The sequence below is a fragment of the Pseudomonas chaetocerotis genome (genome assembly GCF_015712105.2).
GTDB lineage: Bacteria > Pseudomonadota > Gammaproteobacteria > Pseudomonadales > Pseudomonadaceae > Aquipseudomonas > Aquipseudomonas chaetocerotis.
On the sequence record NZ_JACFYX020000017.1, the window covers coordinates 80,780 to 106,213 of the forward strand.

Consider the following 25,434-nt stretch of genomic DNA (forward strand, 5'->3'; position numbering starts at 1 on the left):
GCGCACGGCCGCGCACTCCCCGAGGAGCCGGGGCACGATACCAGCTCAGGTTTATGCGTAAAAGTGATGTTTGAATATATAAACCTAGGTTTAGGGAATAAGACTGCCCTAGAGCATAACCATATGGTTTGAGCGATGGCCAAGGCTGGTCTTAAATGCAGTGTGCATCACCCAAAAGCACAAGAAGAGGGGGAACCATGACCGAACACACCGAAGTGGAAAATGCCGACAGTGTTATCGATGCCTGGGCGATCTTTTGCCTGATCCTGATTGCGGTAGGCACGGCAGTCTTCTGGGTCAGCGGACAGTGAGGGCGAAGGCCGATACGCATTAGCGGTCGGCCTTTTATCATTTGCGCCCTATACTGCGCCCCGGTTAATTGGGGAGGGGAGCCGTGATCCGGTGGGTGTTGGGCCTGTGGTTATTACTGTGCTGCGCATTGGCGTCAGCACAACCCCGTGCGCCGTCAGTGATCTTCCTCAACCCTGGTCATTCCGACGAGCCATTCTGGACCGATTACACCCGCTACATGCAGGACGCCGCAGGCGATCTCGGCCTCGAGCTGAAAGTCCTCTACGGCGAGCGTGATCCAACGCGCATGCTAAGCAACGCCCGGCAGGTTCTGGACGGTGAGCATCCGGACTATTTGGTCTTCACCAACGAGCAGTTCCTGGGGCCTTTGCTTCTGCGCCTGTTCGAGGGCAGCCAGGTTGGTCTTTTCGCCTTGCACAGCACGCTCACCGACGAACAGCAGGCGCTGATCGGTGGCAGTCGCGAACGTCACCGCAACTGGCTCGGTAGCCTGGTTCCCAATGATGAAGAGGCGGGTTACCGGATGGGACGCGAGCTGATCGCGCTCGCCAAGGGACAACCGGCCGAGTTGCTGGCGTTTTCCGGGGTCAAGCAAACACCGTCATCGATCCTGCGCCTGGCTGGTTTGCAACGTGCCCTGAACGAGGCGCCGCATGTGCGCCTGGTACAGGCAGTGCACGGTGAGTGGCAGGAGCAGCGCGCCTATGAACAGGCGCTGAGCCTGTTGCCGCGCTATCCGAATGTGAGCCTGGTCTGGTCTGCAAACGATGAAATGGCATTTGGTGTGATGCGAGCGGCTGACGAGCAGGGGAGAGCGCTGCGCTATGCCGCTCTGAACAACTCGGCTCGGGTGCTGCAGGCGCATATCGAGGGACGCATCGATGTTCTGGCGAGCGGCCACTTTCTTCTGGGTGCCTGCGCGCTGGTGATGCTCAGTGACCATGCGCGTGATCTGGATTTCATCGAGCGCGGCGGCCAAGACCAGGTAGCATCGCTGCTGCGCCTGCTCGACAGGGCGCAATCGCGCAAACTGCTGGCACGCCTCGGCCAGTCGGACATCGATATGGACTTTCGCCAGTTCAGCGCGCTGACGCAGCCCCAACAGCAACGCTACGACTGCTCGATAGCATTCCTGCTGGACTGATCAACGGGTAGCCAGATGCAGAATCAACTTCACCGTGACCAGCAGCACGATCACGAACAGCGCGGTGAACAGCACACCGAGCAGAATGAAGTGGCTGGGTTTGCCGCGGCTGAAGTCACGACTGCGGTTCTTCCCGCTCTGCACGCCGAGCGCTGCCGCCAGTACGCTCTGCAGCATCTCGCGCAGTGTCAGCGGGCTCTGTTCGGAGTCTTTGTCCTGATTGCTCATGGTTGGCCTCTACGTCAGTCCTGCAAGCATAGTCTGCAGCCGCGAAGTCGCCACGAAAGGGCTAGGCCGGTTCCGGCGAATCAGGCAATCTGCCCGGTCGCTGACCACCGCCCCTGACCATGTCTGACGATCCCTTCCCCGACGACGCTGCGCAGACCGAGCGTACTCGCGAAACCATCCTGCGCTACCACCTTAGCTGGAAGCACCGCGACCTCGACGCGGTGATGGCGCTGTATCACCCCCAGATCGAGTACAACGACTTCTATCAGCAGCGCTGCATGCGCCTGGGTGATCTGCGCGAGTACGTCGAGAACAACTTGCCGCGCCGCCCGGGCGAGCTGCTGGAGCACGTCGACCGCATCCGCATCGACGGCCATACCGCCTTCATCCAGTACTGCACCAGCCTGCAGGGTGGGGAAGGGCTGGTGTCGTTTCGCACCGGCGAAGCCATCACCGTGCGCGACGGGCTGATCTGGCAGATCAACGAATATGCCACCCTGGTGCGTGAGGCCCGTGGCACTGGCGAAGCGGCCAGTTCGCGCCCGGCCATCAGCCGCCTGGGGCTGTCGGCCCGCCAGCTCGGTCAACTGGCGCAGGATCTGCAGGACTATTTCCAGCGCAGCCAGCCCTTTCTCGACCCCGAACTGGATCTGCAGCAGGTAGCGGCGACGACGGGTTACAGCCGCAACCAGATTTCCCACCTGCTCAATCAGGTGCTGGGCGAGAGCTTCTATCGCTACGTCAATCGCGCGCGCCTGCAGTACCTGCTCGATGGCTTGCAGGCCGGGAGCGACCTCAAGCGTATCGACGAGCTGGCCTTTGCCGCCGGCTTCAATTCCCTGTCGGCCTTCTACAGCTGTTTCAAGCGCCACACCGGGCTGTCGCCGAAGGCCTATCTCAAGCAGATTTCCTCGCGGGCACGCACGCAAGACAGCGACTGATCGTCACTACTAGCCTTGTGTCATCGATTGATGACGGAGGCGTGGATGAATCCCTGGCGCAATATCAGTCTGTGGATGGATCAGCTCGATGATCCGCTGCAGGCGCGGCCCAGCCTGCAACGCGAACTGCACGCCGACGTGGCGATCATCGGCGCCGGTTACACCGGTCTGTGGACCGCCTATTACCTCAAGCGCCAGGCGCCGCAGCTGCGTGTGGTGATTCTGGAGGCCGAGACCGCCGGCTTCGGCGCCTCCGGGCGCAATGGCGGCTGGCTGATGGGCAATCTGCTCGGCGAAGATCGCCTGCTGGCCGGCCTGCCAGCGACCGAGCGCAAGGCGTCCTTCGATCTGCTGCACGGTATTCCTGATGAAGTGGCCTCGGTGGTCGCCCGTGAAGGTATCGACTGCGACCTGCGCAAGGGGGGCGTGCTGTATTGCGCCGCGCGCTATCCCGAGCAGGAGGTGCGCCTGCGTGAATATCTCGAAGAACTGCGTGCGCTGGGCCTGAGCGAAGACGATTACCGCTGGTTGGCACCAAGCGAACTGACCGCACAGCTGCGCCTGGCCAATGCCTACGGCGCGCTGTACAGCCCGCATTGCGCGACGATCCAGCCTGCCAAGCTGGTGCGAGGTCTGGCGCGCTGCGTCGAGGGCCTGGGTGTAGAACTCTACGAGCGCAGTCCGGTGATCGACTGGCAGCCCGGCCTGGTGCGCACCACTCAGGGACGCGTCACGGCTGATTGGGTGGTGCCGGCCATCGAAGGTTACGCTGCCAGCTTGCCGCCGCTGGGCAATCACCAGTTGCCTGTGCAAAGCCTGATCGTCGCCACCGAACCGCTGCCGGCGGATGTCTGGGCCGGTATCGGCCTGGAACGAGGGCAGGCGTTCAGCGAATTCAGTCGTCAGGTCACCTATGGCCAGCGCAGCCTCGATGATCGCCTGATCTTCGGTGCGCGCGGTGGTTATCGCTTTGGCGGACGCCTGCGCAGTGACTTCAATCTCACCGAGGACGAGTTGAGCCTGCGCCGCTACCTGATGGGAGAGATCTTTCCGCAGTTGCGCAACGTGCGTTTCAGCCATTCCTGGGGCGGCAATCTGGGCATGGCGCGGCGTTTCCAGCCGCACATGCTGCGCGACACCCGCAACCGCATCGCGCTGTCTGGCGGTTATGGCGGTGAGGGTGTCGGTGCCACCAACCTGGGCGGTCGCACCCTGGCCGATCTGATTCTTGGCCGTGACAGCGAATTGCTGCACCAGCCCTGGGTATCGACTGACAGCCCGATTTCCAGCCTGAGACGCTGGGAGCCCGAACCCTGCCGCTGGCTTGGTTACAACGCCATCATCCGCAGTTTCGTCCATGAGGACGAGGTGCTCGCCAACCCGCGCAGTCCGGCCTGGCGTCGACGCCTGGCGCAAGCGGTCGCGGCGCGCATGGAAAGCCTGATGCGCTGAGCGGTTACCAGCCATCCCTTTATCTGGAGTCCACATGAACATCACCCATTTTCGTGACACCCCCAACGTCGGCCTGGACGCCTCCAACCCGGTCGCCGTACCTCTGAGCGAGCCGGTGGCGGTTACCTCGACCACCAGCGTCGAGCGCTGTGACGGCGTAGAGACCGGCATCTGGGAATGCACGCCGGGGCGCTGGCGCCGGCAGATCGTCCAGCAAGAGTTCTGCCACTTCGTGGCGGGGCGTTGCACCTTCACCCCTGACGGCGGCGAGCCCATCGAGATTCGCGCCGGCGACGCGCTGATGATGCCGGCCAATACCCTCGGCATCTGGGACATACAAGAAACGGTGCGCAAGACCTATGTGCTGATCTTCTGAATCAGCACTTTTCAGTGACTGCCTAGAACAACAACTCATGAGGTATCCCATGCTGAAGAAACTCCTGCCGTGCCTGATCCTGGCCGGCACCGCTCATGCCGCCGACAGTGTGCGCATCTACAACTGGACGGACTACATCGCCCCGGACACCCTCAAGCAGTTCGAAAAGAGCAGCGGCCTGGGCACCCATTACGATGTCTACGACAGCAACGAGACTCTGGACGCCAAGCTGATGGCCGGCCGCTCAGGCTACGACGTGGTCTTTCCCTCCAACCACTTCATGGCCCGGCAGATTCAGGGCGGAGCGTTGAAGAAGCTCGATCGCAGCAAGCTGCCGAACTGGAACAACCTCAACCCGGTGCTGATGAAGACGCTGGAGGTGAACGATCCGGGCAACGAGCACGGTTTCCCCTATCTGTGGGGCAGCACCGGTATCGGCTACAACGTCGACAAGGTGCGCGCAGCGCTGGGCGATGACGTGAAGATGGACAGTTGGGACGTACTGTTCGACCCCGTCAAACTGGCCAAACTCAACGAGTGTGGCGTCGCGATCCTCGACAACGGCCCGGAAATGCTGCCCATCGCCCTGCATCATCTGGGCCTGCCACACCACAGCAAGAACCCCGAGGACTACAAGCGCGCCGAGGCGTTGCTGATGGAGATGCGCAAGAATGTGCGTTATTTCCATTCCTCCAAGTACGTCGGCGATCTGGCCAACGGCGAGATCTGCATGGCGGTGGGCTTTTCCGGCGACATCATGCAGGCCGGTGCGCGTGCTACGGAAGCGGGCAACGGCGTGAAGATCCAGTACGAGATTCCCAGGGAAGGCGCGCCGATCTGGTTCGACATGGTGGCCATGCCGGTCGATGCCAACAACGAGGAGGGCGCTTACGCCTTCATGAACGACCTGCTGCAGCCCGAGGTGATGGCTGCCATCAGCAATCATGTGAAGTACGCCAACGGTAATGCCAAGGCCGACGCTCTGGTCGACCCGGCGCTGAAGGCTGATCCAACCGTGTATCCGCCGGAGTCGGTGATGGACAAGCTGTACACCCTGGAAGCCATGCCGCTGAAGATTGACCGGGTGCGCACGCGTATCTGGAGCAAGGTGAAGAGCGGCGTCTGAGCGTCTACTCGGTGAAAAAAGCCCCGGCATGCCGGGGCTTTTCCTGTGCGTCATTCAATCGTTCATGGTTCAGACCTTGAAACGCCCCAGCAGGCGATCCTGCTGGCCAACCTGTTCCACCATCGAGGCGCATTGGCGCACCTGCTGCTCGGCGCCGCCGGCCAGTTCGTGGCTGATATCACGAATGTTGGTGGTGTTGCGGTTGATCTCCTCGGTGGTGGCGCTCTGTTCTTCGGCCGCTGTGGCAATCTGCAGGTTCATGTCGTTGATGCGGGTGATCGCCTCACGGATACGGCCGAGCATATCGTTGGCCGCGCCAGCGTCCTCAGCGGTCTTGCTGGCCGTGTCGCGGCTCTGCTGCATGCGGCTTTCGGCCTGGCGTACACCGCCTTGCAGCTGATCGATCATCTGGCGGATTTCCTGGGTGGCTTGCTGGGTGCGCGAGGCCAGCGAGCGCACTTCGTCGGCCACCACGGCAAAGCCACGGCCTGACTCGCCAGCGCGCGCTGCTTCGATGGCGGCGTTCAGTGCCAGCAGATTGGTCTGTTCGGCGATGCTGGTGATTACCTGCAGGATCGACTCGATGTTGTGGCTGAGCTTGGCCAGTTCGTTGATCGCGTGGCTGGTTTCGTCCATCTCGTTGGCCAGATGGCGAATCGCCGAACTCGATTGCGAGACCACGCGCACGCCATTCTCGGTTTCTTCGTTGGCGGCCACGGCCGCCTGAGCCGCAGCCTGAGCGTTGCGCGCCACCTCTTCGGCGGTGGAGGCCATTTCCTGCATGGCGGTGGCCAGCTGATCCAGTTCCTGCAGCTGTTCCTGCAGGCGGCGGGCGGCCTGTTCCGACTCATTTGAGGTCAGGGCCGTGCTTTCACGGACCTGGTGCGAGCTGCCCATGACGTCGCCAATCAATGTCTGCAGGGTTTGCAGGAAGCGATTGAACTCTTGCGACAACTCGCCGATCTCGTCGTTGCTGGTGATCGCCAGGCGGCGCGTCAGGTCACCTTCGCCGCTGTTGATCTCACGCAACGAGGTACTGAGCAGGCTCAGCGGCTTGAGCAGGCTGTTCATCAACAGGCCCAGCACCACCAGGCTGATGGCGACGCCGACCACGGTGCCAACCACGGCCAGCCAGGTCAGGCGGTTGGCTTCGGCCATCACCACACTTTCGTCCAGCACTACACCGATATACCAGTCCATGCCGCGCAGGTTGGGTAGCGGGGTGAAGGAGACCAGCAGGCTCTTGCCGTCCGCTTCGACTTCGTGCAGCTCCTTGCCCAGCGCCGGGCTATGGCCGTCGAACAGTTCGCTGTAGGACTTGCCGTTGTACTCGGCATTGGGGTGGGAAATGATGTTGCCCGAGCGGCTGAGCAGGAAGGCATAGCCGGCACCGTTGAAGTCCAGGGTGTTGACCGCATCGGCGACCGATTGCAGACGGATATCGCCACCGAATACGCCAAGGAACCGGCCGGCGTCGCTGATTCGAGCCACAGCGGAAATGAGGATCTCATTGGTGGTCGAGTCGACGTAGGGCTCGGTCAACACTGCCTGGCTGCTGGCCTTGCCGGTCGCATACCAGGGACGCTTGCGGCCGTCCCAGTCGGCACTGGGTTTCCAGTCGTCGCTGTTCTTGATTGGCTTGCCGTCCGCTTCCAGCGCGCCGAAGACCAGAATGAACTCGCTTTTGAGCAGTGGCGCATCGAATACGCGCTGGTTTTCCTGAGGGCTGTAGCTGCTGTCGATGGTTTGCGATATCAGGTCAATCAGACGCAGTTTGGCGTTGAGCCAGTTCTCGATCTGCCTGGCCAGGGCATTACTCGATTCGGCAATGCTCGATTCGACCTGGCTGCGCAGGGTGTCGCGGACCTGGCTGACCTGGGAGAGCGACAGCAGGCTGGTGGTGAGGAACAGCACGGTAGCGGCGGCGATACCGACCTTGTGGGCGATTTTCATGAATGGGCTCCTGGGCGCCAAGACGACGGGGCTGCATCCATGCAATGCGGTTCTTTGCAAACCTGGTACAGTGCTGGCGTTTTGCCTGCTGGACGTATGGTCTCTCTGTATGCGCTTGTATCGGCTCTCAGGTGCCGTTCTTGAGGCTCAGCTGCGCTTTCTGTGCAAGCGACTGGTATTGACCACATCCACTGCGCGGGCGCGCAGTTGGCCGCAACCGCCGTCGACATCCTGGCCGGCCGAGTTGCGCACCTTGGTCAGGACGCCACGGCTGTGCAGATAACGCACCATCTCGACGATGCGCTCGCCGTCGGGACGCTGGTAGTCGTCGGCTTCCAGGCTGTTATAGGGGATCAGATTGAGCACGGCGAACTTGCCCTTGAACAGACGCAGGATGTTGTCCATTTCTTCCTGGCTGTCGTTGATGCCCTTGAGCAGGGTCCACTGGTACTGGATCGGGTAGTCGATGGTGCGAGCGTAGGCCTCGCCCAACTCCACCAGCTCTTCGGGATCGATCCGCGGTGCCTTGGGCAGCAGGCGCTGGCGTAGTTCGGCGTCGGTGGTATGCAATGACAGCGCCAGGGCAGGGCGCACGCGTTGCTTGGGCAGGCGCTCGAACACCCGTGGGTCACCAACGGTGGAGAACACCAGATTGCGCTGACCAATGCCGCCCTCGGTGCCGAGCAGGTCGATGGCTTCCAGCACGTTGTCGAGGTTGTGCGCTGGCTCGCCCATGCCCATGAACACCACTTTCTTCACCGGACGAAAGCGCCTGCCCAGGGCGACCTGGGCGACCATCTCGGCGCTGCTGAGCTGGCGCAGCAGTCCGCTCTTGCCGGTCATGCAGAACACGCAGGCCACGGCACAGCCCACCTGGCTGGAGATGCACAGGCCATCGCGCGGCAGCAGTACGCTTTCCACCATCTGTTTATCAGCCAACTCCACCAGCAGGCGTGCCGAGCCATCGGCGCCAGGGTGCTCGGAGCGCAGCCGGGCCAGTGCGTCGAGTTCGCTGGCGATGGCTGGCAGTCCTTCACGTACCGTCAGTGGCAGAAAGTTCTCGGTCTTCTGGTGCTTGGTACCGGTATCCAGCGCCTTGCCTTGCAGCCAGGCACGGGTAATGCGCCCGATATGCTGGGGTTTGGCGCCAAGGTCGGCGAGGCGTTGGTTGAGTTCGGTGAGCTGCATGGGGCGCGCATGCTATCACTTGGCAGGGGGAGCGACCACGTCGAAGCGCAGCACGCCGATCATCTGCCCGGCTTCAGTGACGACCCGCACCTGCCAGCGGCCTTCGGGCGAGGCCGGGAAGTTGAGTTTGTGCGTCCAGGCGCGATAGCCCTCCTTGCGCCCGCCATTGATGTCCAGCGCAATGCGGTCGACTTCCTGGCCGTTGTGCTGCCAGACGTGGTAGATGCGCTCGTTGAGGCCGCGTGGGGCGTTGATGGAGGTGTAGGCGTAAAGCCCATCATCGCGCAGTTGTTCCGGCCTGATCTGTTGCAGGCTCTCGCCAGGCGTGCGTTGCGCGCCGTCGAAATGATCGCTTATCGCTACCTCGGTCAGCCACAGCGTTGCCGGTGGCACCCAGCTCCGCGCCATCCAGCCGGCACTGGCCATCGCCAGAGGCAGGGCGGCCAGCAGCACGATGCGTCGCCAGCCAGCGAAACCGATCAGGCCGGGCAGGCTCGGTAGCGCCAGCACCGTGGCGACCAGCAGGGCGATGCGGTAGCTCTGTGGTGTACTGAGATGAAAGATGATCGGTAGCGCGGTCAGCATCACCGCGAACAGCGCCAGGCTGTGCAAGATCAGCAGCAGCCAGCGGCGCGGCGCCAGCCAGCGGTAGTAGATCGGGTCGGTGATCGAGGCCAAGGCGGCGATCGCCAGCAGGCCGCTGAACAGTATCTGCCCACTGTTCCAGGTGGTGGTGATGAAGAAGAACGGCAAGACGAAGAATAGACTTTCCTGGTGGATCATCTGTGTGCCGTAGCGCAGCAGCGGCAGCGGCAATTCGAAGCCGAAGCGCCGGGCAATGCGTTCGCGCAGCAGGTTCTCCAGAATCAACCAGACCCAGCTGACCAGCAGTACCACGCCGAGCACCTTGGCCAGATGCGCCTGGCGGTCGACCAGGAGGAAACTGGCCACGCCTGAGCAGAAACCGAACAGGGCGACAAGGCCTGGGTAACGGCGCAGCAGGGCAATCAGCGTGGGGATGCGGTCGAGCACGACTTTCATGGCAGCAGCAAATGACAGTGTTGGGCGCGCATCCTAGGTAGCGCGAGCCTTGGCTGCAAGCGAGTCGTCAGCTGCGCTGGCGGTGCCGGGCCGCTTGCGGCACTATTGCGCCCCCGTTTCACCACCGAGTCCGAAAACGATGAAATTCATCCATCAACGCGAGCATCTGGAAGAGGGCGATCTGGTGGTCATCCAGTGTTCGCAGCCCTGCAACATCCGCCTGATGAACGATGCCAACTTTCGCGCGTTCAGGAACCGTGGCCGTCACAGTTATCACGGTGGCGCCTTCATCAAGTTCCCGGCGAAGATCCGCGTGCCCTCCAGTGGTTTCTGGAACATCACGCTGGATACCGTGAGTCGTAAAGCGGTGAGCGTGACGCGCAAGCCACAGATGGAATACAGCATCAAGATCGTCCGTCGCCCGGGCGCCTGATGCTTGCCGCTGCAGGTGAAGAAAAAAGCTAAATGCTGACTGCCAGGCCGAGGTCACAACCAGTGGACCTCGAAAAAGGAGAGTCAGCATGCTGAAGTTTCTGGGCGGTACCGTCAGTATCATTTTCATCATCGGCCTGATCGTGGCGGTGGGATTGCTCTCGCTGATCTTCTAGCCAATGAATGGCCCCGCTGCGTGCAGCGGGGCTGATCGTATTCAGAGCCGCTTGCGCTGGTTACCCTGGTGCTGCTCGCAGGTCATGAAGCCCTTGCTGTCAACCCGGCCATTGACGTCGAAGTCCACGTAATAGGGCTGTTCCAGGCCGTCGACATTCAGCACATAGTTGTTGCAGGTGCCGCCTGTGACGCTGTTGCGCACGTCCGAAGAGGGTGGCCCACCGATGGTGCGTACCTGCTCCTGAGTCATGCCGTGGTCGACCTGTTTGACCAATGGCTCATTGCGGAAGGTCAGGTAATCGGCCGGGTTCTCGAAGGTCGAGCAACCGCTCACCGCCGCCGCTACGGCCAGTACTGCAAGGCTGTGCTTGTACATGTCATCGCTCCGTCGATTGAGCCGAAATGGCTCGACATGCTTTGGAGCCGCGCCCGTGCATAGTAGTTCGAGCTTTTCGATGATCGGCGCAAGCCGCACCTTGTTCGTCGCTGCATGAATGAAAAGAGCCCGCGATTGCGGGCTCTTTTGCATCAGTCGTCGTAGCCCAGGTTGGGCATCAGCCAGCGTTCGCTGACGCTGATGTCCTGCGCCTTGCGCGCGCTGTAGCTTTCGATCTGATCCTTGTCGACCTTGCCCACGGCGAAGTACTGCGCCTCGGGGTGGGCGAAGTACCAACCGGACACAGCCGCCGCCGGGAACATGGCGTAGTGCTCGGTGAGGAACACGCCACTCTTGCCGGCCTTGTGGTAGTCGGCCTCGGGGTCGAGCAGCTTGAACAGCGTAGCCTTCTCGGTGTGATCCGGGCAGGCCGGGTAGCCAGGAGCAGGGCGAATGCCCTTGTACTGCTCGCGGATCAGCGCGTCGTTGTCCAGTTGCTCGTCCTTGGCGTAACCCCAGTACTCCTTGCGCACGCGCTCGTGCAGCCATTCGGCACAAGCTTCGGCAAGGCGGTCGGCAAGGGCCTTGACCATGATCGCGTTGTAATCGTCGCCCTTGGCCTCGTAAGCCTTGGCCACTTCTTCGGCGCCGATGCCGGCAGTGGTGATGAAACCGCCGACGTAGTCGGTCACGCCGCTGTCCTTGGGCGCGACGAAGTCGGCCAGCGACAGGTTCGGCTTGCCGTCGGGCTTGATGGTCTGCTGGCGCAGGTGGTGCAGGGTGGCCAACTGCTCGCCATCCTTTCCGTATACTTCGATATCGTCGTCACGCACCTGATTGGCCGGCCAGAAACCCAGCACCGCGCGCGCCTTGATCAGCTTCTCGTCGATGAGCTTTTTCAGCAGTTGCCGGGCATCGGCAAACAAGGCAGTGGCCGCTTCGCCGACGACTTCATCGGTGAGGATGCGCGGGTATTTGCCGGCCAGGTCCCAGGAGATGAAGAAAGGCGTCCAGTCGATGTACTCGGCCAGTACGTTGAGGTCGATGTCATCCAGCACCTTGACGCCAGTGAAGCTCGGCTTCGGTGCGCTGTAGCTCGGCCAGTCGAACTTTGGCTTGTTGGCGATGGCACTGTCGTAACTCAGACGTTCGGTTCGCGAAGCGCGGGCGGAGGTACGCTCACGCACGACCACGTACTCGTCTCGGGTACGCTGCACGAAGTCAGGTTTGAGTTCCTTGGACAGCAGTTGGGTAGCAACACCCACGGCGCGCGAGGCGTCGGTCACGTAGACCACCGCGTCGTTGCTGTACTGCGGGTCGATCTTCACCGCCGTGTGCGCCTTGGAAGTTGTGGCGCCGCCGATCATCAGCGGCAGGGTGAAGCCCTGCCGCTGCATTTCCTTGGCGACGTGGACCATTTCATCCAACGACGGGGTGATCAGACCGGACAAGCCGATGATGTCGCATTTTTCGGCGATGGCGGTCTGCAGGATCTTCTCCGCCGGCACCATCACGCCCAGATCGACGATGTCGTAGCCGTTGCAGCCCAGCACCACGCCTACGATGTTCTTGCCGATGTCGTGCACGTCACCCTTGACCGTGGCCATGAGGATCTTGCCCTTGGCCTCCGGCTTGTCGCCTTTCTCGGCTTCGATGAAGGGAATCAGGTGCGCTACGGCCTGCTTCATCACCCGGGCGGATTTCACCACTTGGGGCAGGAACATCTTGCCCGAGCCGAACAGGTCGCCAACGATGTTCATTCCGCTCATCAACGGGCCTTCGATGACTTCGATGGGGCGCGCGCACTGCTGGCGGCACTCCTCGGTGTCTTCGACGATGAAGGCAGTGATGCCCTTTACCAGCGCGTGTTCCAGGCGCTTGACGACCGAAAGCGAACGCCACTCTTCGTTTTCGACTTCCTTGGCGGCGCCGTCACCCTTGTATTGATCGGCGATTGCCAGCAAGGCGTCGGTGCCGCCGGGTGTGCGGTTGAGCACCACGTCCTCGACCCTGTCGCGCAGCTCCTTGGGAATCTCGTCGTAGATTTCCAGCTGGCCGGCGTTGACGATGCCCATGGTCAGGCCGTTCTGGATCGCGTAGTAGAGGAACACCGAGTGGATCGCCTCGCGCACCGGGTTGTTACCGCGGAACGAGAACGACACGTTGGACACGCCGCCCGAGCTGAGTGCATAGGGCAGGTTGTCGCGAATGAAGGCGCAGGCCTCGATGAAATCGACCGCGTAGTTGTTGTGCTCCTCGATGCCGGTGGCGACGGCGAAGATGTTCGGGTCGAAGATGATGTCTTCCGGCGGGAAACCCACTTCATTGACCAGAATATCGTAGCTGCGCTGGCAGATTTCCTTCTTGCGCGCGGCGGTATCGGCCTGGCCGACCTCGTCGAAGGCCATTACCACCACAGCGGCGCCATAGCGCTTGCACAGCTTGGCGTGGTGCTTGAACTGCTCGACGCCTTCCTTCATGGAGATGGAGTTGACGATGCCCTTGCCCTGGATGCATTTCAGGCCGGCTTCGATCACCTCCCACTTGGAGGAGTCGATCATGATCGGCACACGAGAGATGTCCGGCTCGCCAGCAATCAGGTTAAGGAACCTGACCATGGCGGCTTTCGAGTCGAGCATGCCCTCGTCCATGTTGATGTCGATCACCTGGGCGCCGGCTTCCACCTGCTGCAGGGCGACTTCCAGCGCCTCGGTGTAATTCTCCTCGCGGATCAGACGGGCGAATTTGGCCGATCCAGTGATGTTGGTGCGCTCGCCGACGTTCACGAACAGCGACTTGCGGTCGATGGTGAAGGGCTCGAGGCCGGACAGGCGGCAGGCCTTGGGAATGTCCGGAATCACGCGCGGCGGGTGCTTGGCCACGGCCTCGGCGATGGCCTGGATATGTCCCGGCGTAGTGCCGCAGCAACCGCCGATGATGTTCAGAAAACCGCTGGCGGCGAACTCTTCGACCACCGCAGCCATCTCGGCGGGCGATTCGTCGTATTCACCGAAGGCGTTGGGCAGGCCGGCGTTGGGGTGGGCGGACACATGGGTGTCGGCCTTGTTGGCCAGTTCTTCCAGATAGGGGCGCAGGTCCTTGGCGCCAAGGGCGCAGTTCAGGCCGACGGAGATTGGGTTGGCATGGCGCACCGAGTTCCAGAATGCCTCGGTGGTCTGGCCGGACAGCGTACGGCCGGAGGCATCGGTGATGGTGCCGGAAATCATGATCGGCAGCTCGACGCCGTCTTCGTCGAAGACCTGCTGCACGGCGAAGATCGCTGCCTTGGCGTTGAGGGTGTCGAAGATGGTCTCGATCAGGATCAGGTCGGCGCCACCTTCGATAAGGCCGCGAGTGGCCTCGGTGTAGTTGTCTACCAGTTCATCGAAGGTAACGTTGCGGTAGCCGGGATCGTTGACGTCCGGGGAGATCGAGCAGGTGCGGCTGGTTGGGCCCAGCACGCCGGCGACGAAGCGCGGGCGATCCGGGGTTTCCAACGTCTTGGCATCGGCCACTTCACGGGCTACGCGGGCGCCGGCCAGGTTCAGCTCATAGGCCAGGCTTTCCATGCCGTAGTCGGCCTGGGACACCTGGGTAGCGTTGAAGGTATTGGTTTCCAGAATATCGGCGCCGGCATCCAGATAAGCTTTCTCGATGGCTGCGATGATCTGCGGCTGGCTGAGCAGCAGCAGGTCGTTGTTGCCCTTCACGTCGCTCGGCCAGTCGGCGAAGCGCTCGCCACGGTAGTCGGCCTCTTCCAGCTTGTAGCTCTGGATCATGGTGCCCATGCCGCCATCGAGGATCAGGATGCGCTCCTTCAGAGCTTGCTGGAGGGCTTGGAGGCGGGCGCTGCGATCGGACATGAGAACTACCTGAGCAAAGCGAAAACAGAGGGGCGCGATGATAGCAAAGCTGCAGGGTTCTGGAGCGTGTCAGGGATTTCCATGAAATTCATTCATGTTGCTTGGGGCGACGTCTCGTTAGAATTGCCAGCCTCGCAATCAAGGATGTGCCCATGCTCAAGGCTGCTGCTCTGTTTCTTCTTTCTTTCGCAGCCGGTCTGGCACGAGCGGAAGCGATTTCCTATATCGACGACGTCCAACCGATCCTTACCCACAAATGCGTGGCCTGCCATACCTGCTATGACGCGCCGTGTCAGCTCAATCTGGGCAGTGGCGAAGGCATCGCGCGCGGCGCCAGCAAGCAGCCGGTGTACGATGGCACACGCAGCCAGGCGCAAGCGACCACTCGGCTTTATCTGGATGCACAGGGCGAGGCCGCCTGGCGCCAGCGCGACTTTCATTCGGTGCTCGATGCCGAGAACGGCCAGGCTGCGCTGATGAGGCGCATGTTGGAGCTGGGTCGCAGTCAGCCACTGGAGCCCAATGCCAGGCTTCCGGACACTCTCGATATTGCCATCACCCGCAGCAACAGCTGTTCATTGCCGGGTGAGTTCGCCGCCTACGCACAGAAGAATCCCCATGGCGGTATGCCGTTCGCCGTGACGGGTCTGAACGATGACGAGTACGCCACCCTGGAACAGTGGCTGGCGCAGGGCGCGCCGGTCGCCGAGCTGGCGCTCACACCAAGCGCGGTCGAGTTGCGCCAGGTGGAACAGTGGGAAAGCTTCATGAATGCGCCCGGTGCGCGGCAGGATCTGGTGTCGCGCTGGTTGTACGAGCATTTGTTCCTCGCGCATCTGCACTTCGAGGGCGGTGAGTCTGAGCACTTCTTCCAGATGGTCCGTTCGCGCACCCCCAGCGGCGAACCCATCGATCCGATCGCCACTCGCCGCCCCAACGACGATCCAGGCACCGAGTTCTACTACCGGCTATGGCCAATCCAGGGCGTGATCGTGCACAAGACGCACATCACCTATCCGTTGAGCGACGCCAAGCTGGCGCGGGTGAAGGAGCTGTTCTTCGGTGAGGACTGGGCGCTGGATGCAGTGCCCGGTTACGGCGCACAACGCCGCGCCAACCCCTTCGAAACCTTCGCCGCGATTCCGGCGCGGGCGCGTTATCAGTTCATGTTGGATAACGCCGAGTACTTCGTGCGTACCTTCATCCGTGGCCCGGTATGTCGCGGGCAGATCGCCACTGACGTGATTCGTGACAACTTCTGGGCCGTCTTCCAGGCACCGGAGCACGATCTCTACATCACCGATGCCAATTACCAGCGCGAGGCCACGCCACTATTGGCCATGCCCGGCCAGTTCGACGATATCGGCGATCTGCTGGGCCTGTGGCGTGACTATCGCAACAAGCGCAACGAATACGAGAACCTGCGCAAGGACGCTTACGCCGACGCCCCTCCTGCGGACTGGGCGCATATCTGGAGCGGCAACGACAACGCGCTGCTGTCGATCTTCCGCCAGCACGACAGTGCCTCGGTGCGCAAAGGCCTGCTCGGCGAGATCCCGCAGACCCTGTGGTGGATGGATTACCCGCTGCTGGAGCGTACCTACTACCAACTGGTGGTCAACTTCGACGTGTTCGGCAACGTCTCGCATCAGGCGCAGACACGGTTGTATTTCGATCTGATACGCAATGGCGCCGAGGTGAACTTCCTGCGCCTGCTGCCGGCGCGCGCCCGTGAAGCCTATCTGGATGACTGGTATCAGAACAGCGGCAAGTTGAAGATGCTGCTGGACTACACCTCGGTCGATCATCGCTCGCCAAGCGCCATTGGCCTGACCGGTGACGATCCGAAGAAGCAGTTCGCCGAGCAACTGCTGCAACGCTACGGCAAACTCAACGCGCGTCCTGACCCGATCAACCGCTGCACGGGCGCACAGTGTTATCGCGACGGTTTGCCCAAAGAGCTGCAACATGCCGAACAGGCGCTGGCACGCCTGGCCAGTCGTCCGGCGGGCGGCCTGCGGGTGATCGATCAACTGCCAGAAGCGACGATGCTGCGGGTGGAGCTGAGCGATGGTTCGCGTGAGATCTACAGCCTGCTGCGCAATCGCGCGCACAGCAACGTGGCGTTCATGTTGGGCGAGCAACTGCGCTATCAACCGCGCCTGGACACCCTGACCATCTACCCGGAAGTGCTAAGTAGCTATCCAAATTTCATGTTCACGGTCAAAGCGGGCGAGGTGGATGCCTTCGTCAAGCAGATGGAGGGCGTCAGCGACGCAAAATCCTTCGAGCGTGTCGTCGAGCGCTGGGGCGTACGGCGTAGTCATCCCGAGTTTTGGCGCTATTTCCATGATATCGCCGAGCATATTCGTGAAACCCAACCGTTGGAGGCGGGCGTGCTGGACATGAACCGCTACCAGAACCTCTGAGCGCATCACCGGAGCGCATGTGAAGTGCGCTCCGGATTGCTTGTCACATGGCGGCTATGGCTGCGATCAATTCCTACTAATTTAGTTGGGCTTTAACCGGGCGGCGCTCTGGCGTACACTGCGCCCATGTTCGCGAGGAGTTGCCATGAGCGCCATCATCATTACCCAAGCTGCCGAAGATTACCTGGCCGAGCTGCTGAGCAAGCAGGACACGCCGGGCATCGGTATCCGAGTTTTCATCACCCAGCCAGGTACGCCTTACGCGGAAACCTGCATTGCCTACTGCAAGCCGGGTGAGCAGAAGCCTGAAGACAACGCCGTTGGCCTGGCCAGTTTCACCGCCTGGATCGATGGTGTCAGCGAGCCTTTCCTGGAAGACGCAGTCGTCGACTACGCCACCGATCGTATGGGCGGCCAACTGACCATCAAGGCGCCGAACGCCAAGGTGCCGATGGTCAACGAAGACAGCCCGCTCAACGAGCGAATCAACTACTACCTGCAGACCGAGATCAACCCCGGCCTGGCCAGCCACGGCGGCCAGGTGACGCTGATCGATGTGGTCGAGGAGGGCATCGCCGTCCTGCAGTTCGGAGGTGGTTGCCAAGGTTGTGGTCAGGCCGACTACACCCTCAAGGAAGGCATCGAGAAAACCCTGCTCGAACGCATTCCGGAGCTCAAGGGTGTGCGTGACGTGACCGACCACAGCAATCGCGAGAACGCTTACTACTGATAAGTGCATGCACATGAAAAAGGGGCGCCCCAGGTCGCCCCTTTTTCATTTCAGGCTTTGAGCACACGTTTGCTGGAGGCGGGGAAACGCTCAAGCTTTTCGGCAGGGCGAATCGGGCGCTTTACCAGTTCGCCGCCGCAGTTTGGGCAGCGTAGCGCCAGCACGGATTCTGCACAGGAGCGGCAGAAGGTACACTCGAAGGAGCAGATCAAGGCGTCAAGACTGGCTGCAGGCAGATCGCAGTCGCAGTTCTCGCAATTGGGTCGCAGTTCAAGCATGGCGCTAAGCTCGGCACAGTGGGTCGTTGCAGCAGTCTGCAACCGCCGGAGATTAAGCGCAACGTGGCAAATCTGAGGGCGCACAAGGCGCCCCGAAAAGGACTTACTCTGGCATGCTCCACGGCGCGAGATCGAAGCCCTGGCGGCTCAACTCATCGCGCGAGCGCTGCAGTGCGTCTTCCAGCTGTTGCGGGTCACTGTAGGTAGCGCTGGACAGCTGGGTGCGGCCAAGCAGACGAGTGTTGGTGCGGTCGATGACGCTGATGCTGACGACGCCGGTGCCGTCCTGCGGAGCCCAGGCCACGCACTGGAACGGGCGGAAGGCGCGATCGGCAATCAGCAGGGCTTCGTTGAAACGCAGCGGTGTGTTCATGGGGTCGGTTTCTCCGAGTTGATCCCAACAATCAATGGCGGCCAACAGGTTATTGATGTTGGCCTTTCAATGTTGTTGATGAACTCAGTCGACCCATAAGTCACACATGCCTGAAAAAAGTTTTATTACCGCCGTAGTGTGTCTTGATAAAAACTTCTGGCGTCTCGCCGGCTACAACTTTCTACTGCAAAAGTTCCGCCTCTGTTTCTTGCGTAAGTGGCTGCGGCGCAGCGCTGGCAGGGGCTGGGGCGTTGCGCTGATGACGATAGGCGCTTACCGCCTCATATACCGTTTTGCGCAAACGGTTTATGCCACCGATAGGACGGTGTTCGGGAAGTGCATGCCAGGGGTTGAAGGACAAATTGTCGCAGAACAGGTTTTGTTCGCGGCTATCGAAATCCTGAGGGTGTACGGTAATACGCGCAACGCTCTCGAAGGGCGATATCTTTTCACTCCATTCGACTGTCGGATCTTCGATGGGCATGTAGTACTGCGCGTTCTGTTTTTGCACCTGAAGTTCAAAACAGGCCGGTGCGCGGTCCAGTGACAACTGCTGGTAGAGCGCATTGCGCAGGAAGTTGGGCAAGTCAGTGTTTTGTTCCGGCAGCGCGTAGGGGGGACAATTCTGCGGAGCCGGCACCACACGATACTTGATGTTCAACTCACCGAGCTTGAACGGCGCGATGGAGTTGTAGGTAGTAGCCACCGGGCTCTCTGGTGCGGGAGCGAGGGTCTTCAGGGCGATGATCAGGTGGCGTGCTTCCCAGGTGCGTGGGTCCCAGCTGGGGAAGAACGCCAGGGCCTTCTTGCCATCGGCCTGGGCGGCGAAGTTGGTGCGGTATTCAGCCACGTCGCGAACGAAGAAGGCCGGATGGTTGAACATCACGAAATCCTGCTCGCCAGCATGCGCCGGGCTTTTCATGAGCTTCTCGCCAGGCACATCGAGCAACTTGATGGCCATGCCGCGCGCATCGCGGGCACGGTCGAACTGCGGGTAGGCATTGCCGTTGGAGAGGCGCATCCAGGCCTGCCAGGTGTGCCCCGGTTCACTGAACACACCCTGGCGCAGTGACTCATCCAGTGTATCGAGCACTTGCACCTCGGCTTTGACACAGCCGTGGGCCTTGGCATGGGCATCGCGCAGCACGCGGGTGTTGTCGCGGTGCTGCTCAACGATGCGTACAGCATCTTCGATGATCAGTCTGCTCAATGCCGCTTCATCCGGCGCGATCTGCTCTTGCGTGGAGACCGGGCCGGAGAATTTCCAGGCGTAATAGGCTTCGCCCAATCCCCAGCCAACCAGGCCGACCAGGGCGACGGTGAGCAGCAGTTTGCCGAGCAGGCGGCCGAGCCAGAGCCAGAAGCGTTTCAACATCGTTGCAATCCTTGTTCTCGAACCTGTTGGTTGAAATCAGCCTTCGCAGCTCGGACCGGGCGTCCAGGCTTGTACCGGCACGTCACTGAGCCGGGTTTCCAGGTCAGCGTTACCGAGCACCTTGAGGTATTCGATCAGCGCCAGGCGCTCGTCCGGCGACAAGGCGCGCCCGATGATGCCCTCCTGGCGGCAACCATCGCGGAACTCATGGCCACCATTGCCGTTGCCGGTAACGCGGGTATCGAGCAGGAAACCACCTGGAAACTTGTCGCTGCGATAGCCCACGCGCACCGGGTCGAATTCGAAGTTGCCGACCCAAAACTGGGCCTGCCGCTCGTATACGGGAGAGAGCAGTTCGAACAGGTTGGGCACCGAACCGTTGTGCAGGAAGGGCGGGGTAGCCCAGATGCCGTCAAGTGGGCGGGCCTTGTAGCCGCGCTTTTCCTGTACGCCGATTGGCAGGCCATAGCCGTCCATTTCCTTGCGCTGGCGCGGCCCTATGCCGGCGTCCTGATAGGCGCGGTTTTCCACGTAGGCGGTGATATAGGCCAGGCCCTTGGCGCTGGAAATGCTCTTGAAATCGACATCATCGAGGCTGGAGCCGAACAGCTTCACATCCAGGCGCGATAGTTCAGCCTTGGTCCAGCCCAGACGACTGATGTCGAAACGATGGTCAGCGATGTTGTCGGCGGTGGTCGGGTCGGTGCCGACGATGCTGATCGGTACGACGCGCATCTTCCACTCAGGGTCGCGCGACGGTGCCAGGCGCTGGTCGCGCGGCTTGGGATCGGGGGCATGGCAATAGGCGCAATTCTCGGTGTAGAGCGCTTTGCCACGACTGGCCAGCGGCAGATCCACCTTGCCGAATACAGCCTCTGGCCACTTGGGTGGCTGCAGCCGTTTCAAGGTTTCCTCTAGGGTGTAGAGGTCATGCAGGCGCACGCTGGAGGCGTAGCGATCAGCCTCGGCGACACCTTTGCTATGTTCGTCGAGCAGATGCAGGCTGGCGCCGACGCCAAGGGCTTCGCCAACGTTGCGCGCCATCGGCTGCATGGCCGAGCCATTCCATTGCACCCAGTCGAATTTCCAGATATCCCAGAGTTGCGGGTAGCTGACCGGGGCATTCGCGACGCGGTAGTTGGCGTCATCCAGAACATCACCAAACACGGTATTGGCGATACGACCGAATGCATCGGTACGGCCAAAACCTTCTTCGGTCGGGTACAGGCCGCGGTGCCAGTCGTTGAGGGCGGTCGCCAGCAGCCGGTCGAGCACTTGCTTGAAATCTTCGCGCAGTTGATCACGGCCCTGTGGGTACTGATCACCCAGGACTTGCTGGGCAAAACGACGGAATTTCAGTGGGTTGTAATAGGTGAAGGCCATGCTCATACCCAGCGCCTGGCCAAAGCCGCCGCCACGCAGGGTCGGCACGGTGGAGGCCAGCGAGTGCAGGGCTGCACCACCGTCGATACGTACGGCCTGGCCTTTGTAGCGCAGTTCGCCGGTATGGCAGGCGGCGCAGCTGATATCGAGGAAGTGCTCGCCGCTTTCGCTGTCCTGGTGACGGGTAAAGCCGACCGGCAGATTGCCGGGATTCAGATCGCTTGGCCGCTGACCGGGATCGGTGAGAAAACCGAAGCGGGCCAGATAGTCGAGGCGGCTGAATTTCTCTGTGCCGAACGGCATTTCCAGCGCGCTGAACCAGTCATAACGCAGGCCTTTAACCGTGGTGCCCTGTGGCGTGTAGTAATAGGTCTGGCGGTGCTCCTCGCTCCACTGGTCCAGATAGTGCAGCTCACTAGGCTGCTGATAGGTCGGGAGGTTGGGGTTGGCCACGTAATACAGCACAACCGCCAGGCCGATCAGTGCCAGCAAAATGACGAGTTTCAGGGTGCGGCGCAGCAGACGCATCAGAGACTTCCTTGTAGCGTTCTTATTAATCGGCCTGTTATGCCAATACTGCAGGCTATTGGCAAGGTGCCATCGCCGTGATCATGAAAACTCTTCAATAACCAGCAGGAACAACGCATATAGAGAAATGATCCATGAAGCGTCAAAGTTCTTGCTAACTTTACGTTTGCGAGCGCCAAATTGTTGTTTTTATTGGAATTACAAAATAATGGCGCCAAGGATGGAGTATGTTGGAGGCTGTTTCCGTCGCATCCCGGCAATTACTCATGCTCGATCCTTTCGAGGCATGCGAAGCGCTGTTTCAGCCGTTGCAGGCCGCTGGCTGGACCGTGCAGCGCTGCACGCCAGAAACGCTCAACGGCCATGCAGGCGATGCACTCCTGCTTTACCTCGATCAGCAACCTGGTCATGTGTTGCTCAAGCAACTGCAACTGACAAAGCTTGGTTGCATCGTGCTGGCGGATGCCGAGCGATTGATGCAGGTCGGCAGTGATGAGCTGGTCGGCGAATGGTGCTTCGCCGCGCTTACATGGCCTGTGGAAATGCCCCGGTTACTGGAAACCCTGCAACAGGCGCAGGCAGCCACTCGCTTGCGCAGATTAAAAAATGACGGACGACATGCGCCGCAGTTTTTGGGCAATTGCGCTGCAGCTCGCAGTCTGCGTCGGCAGCTGGATCGCCTGAGTCATACCGATGGACCGCTGTTTGTCAGCGGGGAGCGCGGCAGCGGCAAGCATCTTCTGGCACGCTTGCTCCACCAGCGTTCATCTTTTTCAGCCCAGGCCATGCGGGCCATCGACTGCTCCGAGCCTCTCGACGGCGCTGCTCTCGCCGCATCGAGCATCACCAGCGTGCTACTCGAAAACGCGTCTCGGCTTTCTGAGATGGACCAGCAAAGGTTGCTGGACTACCTGCAGCGCAATCCTCAAGCGCATCTGTTGACCCTGGACCGAGGCGAGTTGGTGCAGGCCCTGCATCAGGGATGTTTCAGACGGGATCTGTTTCATCGATTGGCAGCGCAACAGCTGCAAACGCCGAATCTGCGCGAACATCCTGGTGATCTGTCGCTGCTGGCCGAGCATTTCGCCAAGCAGCACGGTGCAATGATCGGACGGCATCATCGGCGTTTCAGCGAAGAAGCGATAGACGCCATGATCAGCCATCCCTGGCCAGGCAATGTTCGCGAGCTGCGCAATCGCGTGATCCGCGCACTGGTGCGGGCTCAAGGACGACAGATTCTTGCAGCCGACCTTGGCCTGCGCCGGGCACAGGCCAGCATCGACGCCCCGGTGACGCTGGAGGACTACATACTGCGCGCCGAACGGCAGGCGCTGAACGACGTCCTGGGCCGCTACACCAACAACATGAGCCAGGCGGCGCGGACGCTCGGGGTGTCGCGACCAACCTTCTATCGCTTGCTGCACAAGCATCGCCTGCGCTGAGGCTCATGGCTGTAACGCTCGAGAAACACTGCTAAGGTGCTCGGCACACCTATCGCCAAGGAGATCGTCATGCACCCGTTCGACGCCGAGAAGCCGCCGCAACTGGCCGTGTTGCTGGGTTATGCCGGGCTGGTGCCATTCGTTGGTGGTGCGCTGGGCATCTGGGTGATTCCCATCGGCTGGCGGCCTTTCGTGCTGGATGCATTGCTGGATTTCGCTGCCGTGATCCTGGCCTTCATGGGCGCCATTCACTGGGGGTTGGCGATGCGTGCGGAGGAAACCGACGAGAAGGCCAAGCTGCAGCTGGGGCTTTCGGTGATTCCACCCTTGCTGGGCTGGGCTGCACTGGCTGGCGGGCTGCCGATGGGCTTGTCGCTACCGATTTTCCTTTTTGCCTTTATCGGTCTGTATCTCGCGGACATGCACGCGGTACGCGTCGAACTGGCGCCGCAATGGTATCCGGCACTGCGTACGCCACTGACGCTGGTGGTGTGCCTGAGCCTGTTAGTGGCCTGGGCCAGCGTCCTGATCCGCTGAGCCGAGCAGCGTTGCGACCTGCTTCAGCGCTGCCTGGCGTCGTTCGTCCCAGCCACCTGAAAGTTCGCAGAAACGCTGCCCGTTACCCTGCAGCCAGTCGCGGCTGGCCTGATGAAAGGCCTGCCGCTCTGCCAGCTGTGGCTGGCAACGCTGGCCATCTCCGATCCAGGGCACGCCAGCGGGGTCGAGCAACAGATGCTGGTCGTAGTGGCGCGCCAGCAACTCGGCCTCCAACCACTGTGGACAATCGCCGAACAGGCAACGGCTCCAGAGCATGTTGCTCAGCAGGTGCGTGTCGAGGATCAGCAGCGGCGGCCTGGCTGCCCGCGCAGCATCCTCCCAGGCCAGTTGACCGCGAGCGATCTCGTCGATGTCTGCGTAGCAGGTATCGCGCTGCTGCTTGTCGATGAAGTCGCGCACGTACTCGCCCACCACCACGCCACCGAAGCGTGCCTGTATTTGCGCCGCCAGCCAGCTTTTGCCGCTGGACTCCGGCCCGGTCAGTACCAACACCTTCATGGCGCGCACTGCAACGCGGGGTCGCGGCGCCAGCTCAGCCAACCGCTGACGGCCAAAGCGGTGAAGGCAGCGTAGAGACCCGCAGTCAGATACAGCTCGCTATAGAGGAAGAAGGCCACGTAGCAGAGGTCGACGATTACCCAAAGCCCCCAGCATTGCAGGCGTTTCTGCGCCATCCACAATTGTGCGACCAGGCTGAATGCGGTCAGCGCCGAATCCAGCCAGGGCGAGCTGGCGTCGGTGTAGGTCGCCATGAGATAGCCGAGCAGCCCGCTACCGAGCGCGCCGATCAGTAGCCCAGTCAGGACTGCGACCGCGCTCAGGCGGCTGACATTGCGCCCATCGTGGCGTTCGCCGCCACGGGTCCACTGCCACCAGCCGTAGAGCTGCAGCGCAGCGAATAACAGTTGCAGGAGCAGGTTGGAATACAGCCGCCAGTCATGGAACAGCCAGGCGTAGAGCAACACCATGATCAGGCCGATGGGCCAGCACCAGGGGTTCTGTCTGACGGTCAGCCAGACGGCGACGATGCCGAGCCCGGCGGCAACGAGTTCGAGCCAGGACATCCGGCGCCCTCAGATAAGGAAAGGGTGGCGATTGTACTGATGCAGGCGACTCAGCACACCAGGCTGTCGGCTTGTCGATAGAGCATCAGCAGCTTGCGGGTGATGGTTTGCTGGATGTCGTCGCGCTCGAAGCTCGACAATCGCTCCAGACGTGCCAGTTGCAGGCGATGCAGGTGGATATAGGGCATCTGCTGGTCGAATTCGCGCAGATCGCCCTTCATCAATACCGGCAAGAACAGATCACCAATTTTCTTCTGGTTGCTGATGATCTGCGCCAGTGCCGGTTTGAAGGGCATGGTCTTGGGCGCCGGCCCACCATCCTTGATCTGGGTGCTGAGCAAGAGCCCCGGCTTGCCCATGACCTTGCCCGGCAACACGCACAGGCCAGTCTTGCGGATGGCCTGGCTATCGATGCCGTGCAGGGTGTCGTGGAAGGCGTAGGGGTTGGGCAGCACCACCATCTTGCGCCCGAGATCGGTGGGGAAGTGCAGGCTGTAGTTGGTGTACAACTGCCCCACCGATTCGGAATAGACGCACAGGCGATTCTCGAACAGCTTGATGAAACGCTCGGCCAGCTCGCGGCGGGCCATGCTGTCCAGGTCCCAGATCAGGTCCTGGTTCTGTGGCCGACTAAAATCGACCTCCTGATGTTGCATGCTGCTCAT

General features: G+C 61.3%; 24 protein-coding genes and 1 pseudogene. 11 read left to right on the forward strand and 14 right to left on the reverse strand.

Annotated elements, in window-relative coordinates; all coding sequences use genetic code 11:
- Positions 1–427: 427 nt before the first annotated feature.
- Positions 428–1,456: an ABC transporter substrate-binding protein gene (locus H3221_RS23745; RefSeq protein ID WP_196476187.1), complete on the forward strand. Its 1,029-nt coding sequence runs from the start codon at positions 428–430 to the stop codon at positions 1,454–1,456.
- On the opposite strand, the gene H3221_RS23750 is transcribed toward H3221_RS23745, so the two are convergent.
- Positions 1,457–1,684: a DUF2970 domain-containing protein gene (locus tag H3221_RS23750; RefSeq protein ID WP_196476128.1), complete on the reverse strand. Its 228-nt coding sequence runs from the start codon at positions 1,682–1,684 to the stop codon at positions 1,457–1,459.
- A 119-nt stretch (positions 1,685–1,803) separates the two neighbouring features.
- Between H3221_RS23750 and H3221_RS23755 the strand changes: the two genes are divergently transcribed.
- Genes H3221_RS23755 through H3221_RS23770 form a run of 4 tightly spaced genes read left to right on the forward strand, consistent with a single transcriptional unit; the run spans position 1,804 to position 5,579 of the window.
- Positions 1,804–2,625, forward strand: coding sequence for a helix-turn-helix domain-containing protein (locus H3221_RS23755; RefSeq protein WP_196476127.1), 822 nt, complete (start codon positions 1,804–1,806; stop codon positions 2,623–2,625).
- 45 nt (positions 2,626–2,670) lie between these two features.
- The gene (locus H3221_RS23760; RefSeq protein ID WP_196476126.1) at positions 2,671–4,077 is read left to right on the forward strand and encodes an NAD(P)/FAD-dependent oxidoreductase; all 1,407 of its coding nucleotides are present in this window, start codon (positions 2,671–2,673) and stop codon (positions 4,075–4,077) included.
- Between the two features lie 34 nt (positions 4,078–4,111).
- Positions 4,112–4,453, forward strand: a complete 342-nt coding sequence (locus tag H3221_RS23765; protein ID WP_196476125.1) for a cupin domain-containing protein — start codon at positions 4,112–4,114, stop codon at positions 4,451–4,453.
- 49 nt (positions 4,454–4,502) lie between these two features.
- Entirely contained in the window at positions 4,503–5,579 is a 1,077-nt protein-coding gene (locus H3221_RS23770; RefSeq protein ID WP_196476124.1) for a polyamine ABC transporter substrate-binding protein, read from the forward strand.
- Between the two features lie 69 nt (positions 5,580–5,648).
- Here H3221_RS23770 and H3221_RS25970 read toward each other — a convergent pair whose 3' ends face one another.
- The 4 genes and pseudogenes from H3221_RS25970 to H3221_RS23785 form a co-directional block, all read right to left on the reverse strand.
- On the reverse strand, positions 5,649–6,476 hold the full coding sequence (locus tag H3221_RS25970) for a methyl-accepting chemotaxis protein (RefSeq protein ID WP_397428113.1): 828 nt from the start codon (positions 6,474–6,476) through the stop codon (positions 5,649–5,651).
- Between the two features lie 30 nt (positions 6,477–6,506).
- Positions 6,507–7,532, reverse strand: a pseudogene (locus tag H3221_RS25975) (HAMP domain-containing protein); the annotation flags it as partial.
- Positions 7,533–7,679: 147 nt separating this feature from the next.
- Positions 7,680–8,720 carry an RNA methyltransferase gene (locus H3221_RS23780; protein ID WP_196476122.1) on the reverse strand — a complete coding sequence of 347 codons (1,041 nt, stop codon included), beginning with the start codon at positions 8,718–8,720 and terminating at the stop codon, positions 7,680–7,682.
- Positions 8,721–8,735: 15 nt separating this feature from the next.
- On the reverse strand, positions 8,736–9,761 hold the full coding sequence (locus H3221_RS23785) for a DUF5924 family protein (RefSeq protein ID WP_196476121.1): 1,026 nt from the start codon (positions 9,759–9,761) through the stop codon (positions 8,736–8,738).
- 139 nt (positions 9,762–9,900) lie between these two features.
- Between H3221_RS23785 and H3221_RS23790 the strand changes: the two genes are divergently transcribed.
- Positions 9,901–10,194, forward strand: coding sequence for a DUF1883 domain-containing protein (locus H3221_RS23790; protein ID WP_074678475.1), 294 nt, complete (start codon positions 9,901–9,903; stop codon positions 10,192–10,194).
- Positions 10,195–10,282: 88 nt separating this feature from the next.
- Positions 10,283–10,369, forward strand: coding sequence for a hypothetical protein (locus tag H3221_RS26025; RefSeq protein ID WP_450091415.1), 87 nt, complete (start codon positions 10,283–10,285; stop codon positions 10,367–10,369).
- A gap of 41 nt (positions 10,370–10,410) precedes the next feature.
- Here H3221_RS26025 and osmE read toward each other — a convergent pair whose 3' ends face one another.
- Together osmE and metH are read right to left on the reverse strand one after the other, a co-directional pair.
- Positions 10,411–10,746 (reverse strand): osmotically-inducible lipoprotein OsmE, encoded by a 336-nt coding sequence (osmE, locus tag H3221_RS23795; protein ID WP_192980783.1) that lies wholly within the window; start codon positions 10,744–10,746, stop codon positions 10,411–10,413.
- A 152-nt stretch (positions 10,747–10,898) separates the two neighbouring features.
- Complete coding sequence (gene metH / locus H3221_RS23800; RefSeq protein ID WP_196476120.1) at positions 10,899–14,609, reverse strand: methionine synthase; 3,711 nt, start codon at positions 14,607–14,609, stop codon at positions 10,899–10,901.
- Between the two features lie 152 nt (positions 14,610–14,761).
- Between metH and H3221_RS23805 the strand changes: the two genes are divergently transcribed.
- Both H3221_RS23805 and nfuA read left to right on the forward strand, forming a co-directional pair.
- Positions 14,762–17,038, forward strand: coding sequence for a fatty acid cis/trans isomerase (locus tag H3221_RS23805; RefSeq protein WP_196476119.1), 2,277 nt, complete (start codon positions 14,762–14,764; stop codon positions 17,036–17,038).
- A 145-nt stretch (positions 17,039–17,183) separates the two neighbouring features.
- Positions 17,184–17,768 (forward strand): Fe-S biogenesis protein NfuA, encoded by a 585-nt coding sequence (gene nfuA, locus H3221_RS23810; RefSeq protein WP_160018054.1) that lies wholly within the window; start codon positions 17,184–17,186, stop codon positions 17,766–17,768.
- Positions 17,769–17,818: 50 nt separating this feature from the next.
- Here nfuA and H3221_RS23815 read toward each other — a convergent pair whose 3' ends face one another.
- The 4 genes from H3221_RS23815 to H3221_RS23830 form a co-directional block, all read right to left on the reverse strand.
- A complete protein-coding gene (locus H3221_RS23815; protein ID WP_196476118.1) occupies positions 17,819–18,046 on the reverse strand; it encodes a DUF1272 domain-containing protein in 228 nt (75 codons plus the stop codon).
- Positions 18,047–18,149: 103 nt separating this feature from the next.
- Positions 18,150–18,419 (reverse strand): hypothetical protein, encoded by a 270-nt coding sequence (locus H3221_RS23820; protein WP_160018052.1) that lies wholly within the window; start codon positions 18,417–18,419, stop codon positions 18,150–18,152.
- Positions 18,420–18,600: 181 nt separating this feature from the next.
- The gene (locus H3221_RS23825) at positions 18,601–19,794 is read right to left on the reverse strand and encodes a catalase family protein (RefSeq protein WP_196476117.1); all 1,194 of its coding nucleotides are present in this window, start codon (positions 19,792–19,794) and stop codon (positions 18,601–18,603) included.
- A gap of 36 nt (positions 19,795–19,830) precedes the next feature.
- Positions 19,831–21,705: a di-heme-cytochrome C peroxidase gene (locus H3221_RS23830; protein WP_196476116.1), complete on the reverse strand. Its 1,875-nt coding sequence runs from the start codon at positions 21,703–21,705 to the stop codon at positions 19,831–19,833.
- 266 nt (positions 21,706–21,971) lie between these two features.
- Here H3221_RS23830 and H3221_RS23835 point away from each other — a divergent pair, with 266 nt between their 5' ends.
- Both H3221_RS23835 and H3221_RS23840 read left to right on the forward strand, forming a co-directional pair.
- The gene (locus H3221_RS23835; protein ID WP_224490773.1) at positions 21,972–23,147 is read left to right on the forward strand and encodes a sigma-54-dependent transcriptional regulator; all 1,176 of its coding nucleotides are present in this window, start codon (positions 21,972–21,974) and stop codon (positions 23,145–23,147) included.
- 69 nt (positions 23,148–23,216) lie between these two features.
- On the forward strand, positions 23,217–23,684 hold the full coding sequence (locus H3221_RS23840) for a DUF3429 domain-containing protein (RefSeq protein WP_160018049.1): 468 nt from the start codon (positions 23,217–23,219) through the stop codon (positions 23,682–23,684).
- On the opposite strand, the gene H3221_RS23845 is transcribed toward H3221_RS23840, so the two are convergent.
- The 3 genes from H3221_RS23845 to H3221_RS23855 are packed head-to-tail and all read right to left on the reverse strand — an operon-like array spanning position 23,652 to position 25,434.
- Entirely contained in the window at positions 23,652–24,203 is a 552-nt protein-coding gene (locus H3221_RS23845; RefSeq protein WP_196476114.1) for an AAA family ATPase, read from the reverse strand. The two genes, H3221_RS23840 and H3221_RS23845, sit on opposite strands and share 33 nt — an antisense overlap.
- Positions 24,200–24,769 (reverse strand): nicotinamide riboside transporter PnuC, encoded by a 570-nt coding sequence (pnuC, locus tag H3221_RS23850; RefSeq protein ID WP_196476113.1) that lies wholly within the window; start codon positions 24,767–24,769, stop codon positions 24,200–24,202. Before pnuC ends, H3221_RS23845 begins: the two co-directional genes overlap by 4 nt.
- 50 nt (positions 24,770–24,819) lie before the next feature.
- Positions 24,820–25,434, reverse strand: a complete 615-nt coding sequence (locus H3221_RS23855) for a hypothetical protein (protein ID WP_160018046.1) — start codon at positions 25,432–25,434, stop codon at positions 24,820–24,822.